The sequence below is a fragment of the Euzebyella marina genome (assembly GCF_003687485.1).
Lineage (GTDB): Bacteria > Bacteroidota > Bacteroidia > Flavobacteriales > Flavobacteriaceae > Euzebyella > Euzebyella marina.
On sequence record NZ_CP032050.1, the window covers coordinates 4,700,662 to 4,707,469 of the forward strand.

Here is a 6,808-nt window from a genome sequence, read left to right on the forward strand (position 1 = left end):
ATGTTCTTAAATTCGCTCAACACTTATCGTGGCATCGCCATATTGCTGATTGTTTCGGCGCATTGCTATTCGATAGCCGACGTGAAAGTTGACTCTTTCAGCGAAGCACTCTTTGCGAACTTAACGGCCGGAAGCACCTTTCATTTTATTTTCATTTCTGGCTTTTTATTTCATCACATTTTCGTTTTAAAAGATAGAACGACTACTTTCTTACCAAATAAGATAAAGAGGTTATTGATTCCTTATACAGTATTATCAATAGTTCCGATACTGCTGAAATTAAGCACAGAACCCGATTTTTGGAATACCTACTTTCCTTTGCAAGAGGATACTTTCTTAAATAATTATGTGATTCCTATTTGCTTATATTATGTTACGGGAGCCCACTTGGTAGCCTACTGGTACATACCTTTTGCAATGTGTTTGTTTTTAATGTATCCGCTACATATAAGATTTATCAACTGGCCGATCAAACTTCAGTTTTCGGTTTTCGGCATATTATTTTTAATCGCCTTGTTCGTTCATAGACCGGTAGACGAACTAAACGTATTTCAGTCTCTTGTTTATTTTACACCAACCTATTTAATGGGTATTCTCTGCTCACTTTACAAAGAGAGGGTGTATTATATATTTCTTAAAAAGGAATTATATCTCTTACTCTTAGCATTAGGTATAGCAGCTTTTCAAGCGTTCATCGGCCGCTACGACAACTATCAAAAACCGATGTTCGATTATGATGGCCTTGACCTAGTTCTATTACAAAAGACTTTTCTCTGTATTTTCTTTATGGTTTTTCTACATCGTTTTGAATCTTTCAACAATAAGTTGCTCGTTCTTTTGGCCTCTACCAGTTTTGCTATATACTTTATACACGGTTATGTGCTACAGGGTTTGTTTCAATTCAAGCGAATATTTAATTATACTAGTGATTACCCTTGGGCAACTTACTTTTTGGCTTGGTTCTTATTAGTGGGGGTAAGCATGGCTCTGGCTATCATCCTAAAAAAAGCAATGCCTAAATACTCTAAATATATTAGTGGCTATTAGACCGCCTAGTAATTTCCAGTGGCACATTGAAAAAATGAAAATAGATAGTTTTTAATAGGCTAAAACCTACAGCCGTTTAACATATGGCTGCAATTCATCGAAAAGGAAGACTTTTTATCTCTACCGACGACTAAATTTTCGATATTCGCTTATCGATATTCCCCTATCGATTTTTTGAGAACACGAGAACACCCCATTTCTCAGACCTACCTTAGAGAACATACCTACTTACAAATAGAACACTATATGAAAATGACAAGGCATTATTTTGCCCTCGTTTTATTTGTATGCACATTGGCGTCTTGCACAAAGGAGTCAATGGAAACAGCAAATATTGTTGAGGCCGAGAACATTCCGGAAATAGAACAAGAATTACTTGAAGTTGTTAATCAACACAGGCTCTCTTTAGGCCAAAACTCTTTAGAATTCAGCTCGGTAGCCTATCTTTTGGCCAATGAGCACACCGATTACATGATGACAGTCGGATCTTTAAACCATGATAATTTCAGTAAACGCGCTTCTACGATATCAACTGAGGTTGATGCAGAGTTTGTGGCTGAAAATGTTGCTAAAGATTACCTAAACGCTTCGGAAGCATTCTCAGGCTGGTTGACCAGTTCCAGTCATAAAAAGACTATGGAAGGAGAGTTTACCCATACCGCTGTAAGTGTAAAAAGAAATGAAGAGGGCAATTTGTTCTATACACAAATCTTCTTCCGATAAACGTACGGTGCGACCCTAGAAAACTATGCGTATGAACTAGTGGCATACATTTTATACCTTTGAAACCTAAAGGTATTTATCATTTTTAATTAACCGTGCGTTGAACTTTCGCAAAGTTGTAGTACGTTTAGGTGGTAGTTACCAAATTATTAACCTTTAGTATTACAAATATGGCGGTACAACCCCCCTTTAACCTTTCAAAGTGGATCGATGAAAACCGAGACTCTTTAAAGCCACCAGTTGGCAACAAGAACTTATACAAAGATGCCGGTGACTACATAGTCATGATAGTTGCAGGGCCCAATGCCCGCAAAGACTACCATTACAATGAAACCGAAGAACTCTTTTTTCAGTTAGAGGGAAATATCGAAGTTCACATTCAAGACGAAGGTAGAAAGAAAACTATGAAGTTGGGGCCTGGCGACATGTATCTTCACCCAGCAAAAATTCCGCATTCTCCAGTAAGAAAAGAAGGAAGCATTGGTCTGGTCGTTGAACGAAAAAGAGCGGATATGAATGTTGACGACGGTCTTTTATGGTTCTGCGACAATTGCAACCATAAATTGTACGAGGCCTATTTCACATTAAACGATATTGAGAAAGATTTCTTAGGTCATTTTAAACACTTCTATAGCTCGGAAGAACTTAGAACATGTGATAATTGTGGCACCGTTATGCCAGTAGACAGTCGATTTGTTGCAGACGAATAAGTGTTTATCGGCCAAACAATGTCTTTATTCGTAGATAACCTAGACATTCAGAAAAAGTACTTTAAAACCCCCAAGTAATTCTATGTCAAGGTTTCAAATCTTCAAATACTTTTCCGTTCTTTTAATAGGGGCGTCTATTTCGTTATTTGTTTTCTTTTCGATTAACAATCGATATATAAGCAATCAAAAAGATTTGGTAGATAATGCCATTTCTAGGGCTTTGATCAAAATAGATGACGAATTGAACAAAATTACGCTGGTAATGGAGTCGATGGGCTTCTTTTTCGAAAACCATGATGACGTGCCCCAAGAGCTTTTTGAACGGTTTACGAGTCCTTATTTAAGTGAATTGCGAAGTATCGGCGCCTTAGAGTGGGCCCCTCGTATTTTGGAAAGCGAAGCAAATTCTGAGGATTTGGAAGTGCCTAAAATCACCCAAACCGATTCATCAGGAAATTTTATTACCGCCCAATCGCGAAAGGTACATTTTCCCATCGCATTAATAAATCCGCTAGAGCCACTTAAAGATGCCGTTGGTTTTGACAATTATTCCGAAGAAATTAGAAAAGAAGCTATTGACCAAGCTATTGAGTCAAAGAAAACAGTTCTAAGCGCGCCCATAGAATTGGTACTCAAAAACAATGGGTTTCGGGGCTTTTTGGCCCTAAAATCAGTTTTTAATTCGGAAACGGCTGAAGTAAAAGGTGTTGTAGCCGCAATTTATCGGATGGATATTTTCTTAAGACGTACCCTAAAGAATGAATTGGCCATCATCGACTTGGCAATTACAGACTCTTTGGCGCAAGACAATCTTCTTTATACCAATCGAGAACCTCTTTCTTTAGAGAATCGAACAAACGAGAGCACGTTTAAACATATAAAGGCAGGCAACCGGGTTTGGAATATTGAGTTCTCTCCGAAAAGCAAACATTATAATTTTCCACATGTATTAGAATCATACTTGGTCTTGATCTTAGGCTTGCTGACAACAGGCCTTCTTATTTACGCCATTAAGGTAAGCGATGAACATAATGACAGATTAGAGGCAAGGGTAATACTGAGAACCAGCGAACTGGAGGCCTCGAACAAATTGAAAGAAAATCTGTTGCGCGAAATTCATCACCGAGTCAAAAACAATCTTCAAATAACCTCAAGCCTTATGAACATGCAGAAAAGAAGGCTTTCGAGCAAAGAAGCGATTACGGCACTTTCTGATAGTCAGGCCAGAATATCGGCCATTGCGCTTACACATCAGAAAATTTATCAAGATAAAGATTCAAAGGCGGTCAACCTTAACGATTACCTTATCGACCTGATGGAATATCAAAAGAAAATCTCTCCCTTTTTCACGTATAAAATCGATTGCCCCTTGATTACGGTAGACCTCGACCGTGCAGTACCTTTGGCATTGATCATTTCTGAGCTGGTCACCAATGCGGTGAAACATGCCTATCCTGATAATACCAAGTATAACGAGCTTAAAATAGATGTTACCCGTTTAGATGATGAATCGGTTTTACTTTGTATCAAAGACAACGGTAAGGGGCTTCCTGAAAATTTTGATTTAGATAAAGCAGAGGGCATCGGTTTTGAAATCATACGTGCCCTTTGCAGACAGATTTCGGCTCAACTGAACTACGAATCAGCTGAAAACGGGACCCAATTCGACCTTATTTTCATGAACCAAAGTGAATAATTAAGTGTCATTGGCGATGCTTTTTTAATTATATTTAATAATGATTGTGTCGCTATTGATTGGCCTTGTCGCCCTCTTACATCTATACTTTATGTGGTTCGAAATGTTCGCTTGGACCACAAAAGGAAGGAAGATATTTAAAAAGTTTCCGGCTGAGTTGTTCGAACCCACCAAACCATTGGCCGCCAATCAAGGTCTCTACAATGGATTTTTAGCCGCCGGCCTTATATGGACATTTTTTATCACAGACATCGATTGGAAATGGAATGTTGCCCTCTTTTTTCTTTCATGTGTAAGTATTGCTGGTATTTATGGCGCCTTAACCGCTGATAAAAAGATTTTCTTTGTTCAGGCCGCCCCTGCGTTAGTAGCCATTTTGCTTATTCTGTTCACGTAGTATTGAAAGTTAAAAAGCTCTTATCATTATCCGGTTTGCATGGATTGTCAAGAACAATGAAGTATATTTGATATATAACAATTTGTACTTAAAAAGTTAAATTATGATTTCTACTGCTCCTCAATTTGCTATTAATGATGTTTTAAAAGATTTAAATATCGAAAGCACCAACTTTGGCGTATCTACCGGTTCAGACTGTTTTGGATCGGGTGAAGAAATCATATCGAAAAGCCCTGTAGATGGGGCGATAATTGCCAAGGTAAGCACAGCTACTTCAGATGACTATGAAAAAACTGTAAGCACCTCTTTAAATGCCTTTAAAGAGTGGCGAAATACGCCAGCACCGCAACGTGGCGAAATTGTAAGGCAGTTTGGCAACAAACTAAGAGAATTAAAGCAACCACTGGGCAAGCTTGTTTCATACGAAATGGGTAAAAGTCTACAAGAAGGCTTAGGAGAAGTGCAAGAGATGATAGACATATGTGATTTTGCTGTAGGCTTATCACGTCAATTACACGGTCTTACCATGCATTCCGAGAGGCCGGGCCACCGTATGTACGAGCAGTACCATCCGTTGGGAGTGGTCGGTATTATATCGGCATTTAATTTCCCCGTAGCCGTATGGGCGTGGAATACGGCCCTAGCTTGGGTCTGTGGCGATGTCTGTATTTGGAAACCCTCGGAAAAAACGCCTCTATGTGCCATAGCCTGCCAAAAGATTGCTGCCGATGTGTTTAAGAAAAATGGTCTTCCCGAAGGCATCAGTTGTTTGATCAATGGTGACTATCGAGTGGGCGAAATGCTTACTACTGATACTAGAGTGCCTCTTATCTCCGCTACCGGGTCGATTAGAATGGGCAAAATTGTTGCACAGGCCGTAGGAGCTCGATTAGGAAAATCATTGCTTGAATTAGGTGGAAACAATGCGATTATAGTAACCCCTGATGCCGATATAAAAATGACCGTCATCGGTGCAGTCTTCGGTGCGGTGGGCACTGCAGGTCAGCGCTGTACTTCAACGCGAAGATTGATTATTCATGAATCAATTTATGACAAGGTTAAAAAAGCCCTGGTTGATGCCTATGCACAATTGCGTATTGGAAATCCCTTGGATGAAAATAACCATGTAGGTCCCCTAATAGATTCAGATGCAGTTGAAAGTTATCTAAGGGCCTTACAAAATGTGGTAAAGGAAGGTGGTAAAATTCTAGTTCATGGCGATGTACTATCAGGAGATGGTTATGAGAGCGGTTGCTACGTAAAACCGGCGATTGCAGAGGCAGAACCGGAGTTCAAAATCGTTCAAGAAGAAACTTTTGCCCCCGTTCTTTATCTTTTAAAATATAGTGGGGAAGTAGATAAGGCCATTGACATTCAGAATAACGTAGCCCAAGGTCTTTCTTCGGCAATTATGACTAATAATTTACGCGAGGCGGAAAGGTTTCTTTCGGCCGCCGGAAGCGATTGCGGTATTGCTAATGTTAATATTGGAACTTCAGGTGCAGAAATTGGTGGGGCATTTGGCGGAGAAAAAGAGACCGGAGGCGGAAGAGAGAGTGGTTCCGATGCTTGGAAGGTTTATATGAGAAGGCAAACCAATACCATTAATTACACTACTGAACTGCCTTTGGCGCAGGGTATCAAGTTTGACCTATAATGGAAAAACCCGTCAATTTTCTTCCTTGCCCTTCCCCCGAACAGACAAGAATCAATGTAACGGGCTTTTAAACTAAACTAACTCAAACAATATATTGTACCGTATCTATACAGAACAATTACTAGAACCTCATTTTCTCACTCTACATCACTAATCCGTTCAGCTTGGGGCACTTTCCAACTTCCCTTTAGCAGCTCTTGTAATCCCAAGACAACTACCATACAGACAAAAGTGACCCATTTTAAAATTTCGGATTTCATTTCACCAGGTTCATAAAGTGGGCTAAATATACTTAAGGTAGACAGGCAAGACCATCAATTTTGTATAAATGGTCATTAATTCTGTATCAATGTACTTTTAGATACATTAAGTGTCATTTTCTAATCACATTTAATCTTAACTACACGGTAAAATGAGCATTTTATCGCATGCAAATTCTATGTTCTAAAAAAATCGCAAAGGCTTAAGTAATAATTTGCCTACTTATTATTCCAATAAATCATTCAACATTAACACGCTTTTAGTTTTTTTTAATACATTGTATAGTACAACTATCAATTTCTAGACATGACTAAAAC

At 39.0% G+C, this 6,808-nt stretch carries 7 protein-coding genes; 6 read left to right on the forward strand and 1 reads right to left on the reverse strand.

Annotated elements, in window-relative coordinates; translation table 11 throughout:
- The 6 genes from D1013_RS20205 (at position 1) to amaB (ending at position 6,230) form a co-directional block, all read left to right on the forward strand.
- The gene (locus tag D1013_RS20205) at positions 1 to 1,047 is read left to right on the forward strand and encodes an acyltransferase family protein (RefSeq protein WP_121846941.1); all 1,047 of its coding nucleotides are present in this window, start codon (positions 1 to 3) and stop codon (positions 1,045 to 1,047) included.
- A 318-nt stretch (positions 1,048 to 1,365) separates the two neighbouring features.
- On the forward strand, positions 1,366 to 1,770 hold the full coding sequence (locus tag D1013_RS20210; RefSeq protein ID WP_225621387.1) for a CAP domain-containing protein: 405 nt from the start codon (positions 1,366 to 1,368) through the stop codon (positions 1,768 to 1,770).
- A 170-nt stretch (positions 1,771 to 1,940) separates the two neighbouring features.
- Complete coding sequence (locus D1013_RS20215) at positions 1,941 to 2,480, forward strand: 3-hydroxyanthranilate 3,4-dioxygenase (protein ID WP_121846943.1); 540 nt, start codon at positions 1,941 to 1,943, stop codon at positions 2,478 to 2,480.
- 82 nt (positions 2,481 to 2,562) lie between these two features.
- Positions 2,563 to 4,176 (forward strand): CHASE domain-containing protein, encoded by a 1,614-nt coding sequence (locus D1013_RS20220; RefSeq protein WP_121846944.1) that lies wholly within the window; start codon positions 2,563 to 2,565, stop codon positions 4,174 to 4,176.
- A 40-nt stretch (positions 4,177 to 4,216) separates the two neighbouring features.
- Complete coding sequence (locus D1013_RS20225) at positions 4,217 to 4,573, forward strand: DUF1304 domain-containing protein (RefSeq protein ID WP_121846945.1); 357 nt, start codon at positions 4,217 to 4,219, stop codon at positions 4,571 to 4,573.
- A 103-nt stretch (positions 4,574 to 4,676) separates the two neighbouring features.
- Positions 4,677 to 6,230 carry an L-piperidine-6-carboxylate dehydrogenase gene (gene amaB / locus D1013_RS20230; protein WP_121846946.1) on the forward strand — a complete coding sequence of 518 codons (1,554 nt, stop codon included), beginning with the start codon at positions 4,677 to 4,679 and terminating at the stop codon, positions 6,228 to 6,230.
- A gap of 137 nt (positions 6,231 to 6,367) precedes the next feature.
- Here amaB and D1013_RS20610 read toward each other — a convergent pair whose 3' ends face one another.
- Complete coding sequence (locus D1013_RS20610) at positions 6,368 to 6,490, reverse strand: hypothetical protein (protein WP_262688613.1); 123 nt, start codon at positions 6,488 to 6,490, stop codon at positions 6,368 to 6,370.
- Between the last annotated feature and the right edge of the window lie 318 nt (positions 6,491 to 6,808).